Origin of the sequence: Streptomyces sp. NPDC051636 (assembly GCF_044453765.1) — a bacterium.
GTDB lineage: Bacteria > Actinomycetota > Actinomycetes > Streptomycetales > Streptomycetaceae > Streptomyces.
In genome coordinates this window covers 1-1562 of sequence record NZ_JBITDA010000087.1, presented here as the reverse complement: position 1 = coordinate 1562, position 1562 = coordinate 1, and the positions used below count along the sequence as shown (strand labels likewise).

At 69.7% G+C, this 1562-nt stretch carries 1 protein-coding gene; it reads left to right on the top strand.

Translation table 11 applies throughout. The annotated features are described in order from the left end of the window. Positions 1-76 precede the first annotated feature (76 nt). Positions 77-1549 (top strand): IS4 family transposase, encoded by a 1473-nt coding sequence (locus ACIBBH_RS42480; RefSeq protein ID WP_399414356.1) that lies wholly within the window; start codon positions 77-79, stop codon positions 1547-1549. Positions 1550-1562 lie beyond the last annotated feature (13 nt).

Genomic DNA, 1562 nt, shown 5'->3' with positions numbered 1-1562 from the left:
CAAGACCGGGAAGTTAAGCGGTGTTGTGGCTGGTCGGGTGGGTTGACATGGGAACGGAGCCCGGCGCGGACTGTGAGTGTCGAGGTCACGGTTCGTGGGGGCTCCGTTGTCTGTTCAGTGTGCCACCGGCGAGGTGGTTGGGGACCGGTCGTGGGTGTGGCTGCCGGGTCATTTAGGGGCGCTGACGCGGTGGGTTCCGCCGTCGTTGGTGGACGAGGTGGTCCAGGCGGCAGGCTGTGCGGAGCGTCGGGTGCGGCTGCTGCCGGCCCGGGTGGTGGTGTATTTCGTGCTGGCTCTGGGCTTGTTCGGAGACTGTGGGTATCGCCGGGTGTGGGCGGCGATGACGGCCGGGTGGCCGCGCGGGTTAGTGGCTGATCCGTCAGCGGCGGCGATGCGGCAGGCCCGGCAGCGGTTAGGGGTGAAGCCGCTGATGTTGCTGTTCGACCGGCTGCGCGGGCCGGTCGGCACCATCGCAACGAGGGGAGCCTTCTGGCGGGGGCTGCGGGTGGTGGCCTGGGACGGCACCTGCCTGGAAGTGCCCGACAGCCCAGCCAACGTGGCGCACTTCCGTCGACACGCGGCCCGCACCACACGCCCGGCCGGCTATCCCCAGCTGAGGCTGACCGCGTTGGTTGAGTGCGGCACCCGCGCACTGATCGACGTGGTCTTCGGGCCGCAGCAGTACACCGAGCTGCCGCAGGCCCGGTGCCTGCTGGCATCACTCAGGCCCGGGATGCTGCTGCTCGCCGACCGCGGCTATGACGGCTTCGAAGCGCTGCGGGATGCCGCCGCCACCGGAGCCGACCTGCTGTGGAGGGTGCAGGCCGGACGCCTGCTGCCGGTGATCCGCCCGCTGCCTGACGGCACCCATCTCACCTGGATCACCGACCGCCGCTCCGCTGACCGGCTGGCCAAGTGGCAGCAGCGCGGCCGCCGCACTGCGCCGCCCGCGATGACCGCTCTCACCCTGCGCGTGATCAGCTACCAGATCACCGCAACAAGGGCGGACGGCACCTCCCGCACCAGCACCGTGCGACTGGTCACCACACTCCTCGACCCGCACCGGCACCCGGCCGCGGAACTGGCCGCCCTCTACCACCAGCGCTGGGAGATCGAGACCGCCTTCTACGGGCTGAAAGTCACCCTGCGCGGAGCAGATCGCGTCCTTCGCTCGCGCACCGTCGACGGCGTCGAGCAGGAGCTCTTTGCGCTGTTGGTGCTCTACCAGGCCAGCCGCCGGGCCATCACCGAAGCCGCCACCAGCGCTCACCTCGACCCCGACCGGCTGTCTTTGACCATCGCCCTGCACACGGTCCGGCTCACAGTGATCAACGCCAGAACATCGGACCCGGCCGACCTCGTTGCAGCTCTGGTCGACAGCCGCAACCTCGCACCCGCCAGGCGCCGTTCCCGCACCAGCCCGCGCTGCGTCAAGCGCACCCTGTCGCCCTACGCCTACAACAAGACCAAGGGCAGCGTCGGGCACAAGGCAGCCGTGATCACCACCATCACCCTGACCAGCCACCGGACCACGACCGAACCGCCCTAACTTCCCGGTCTTG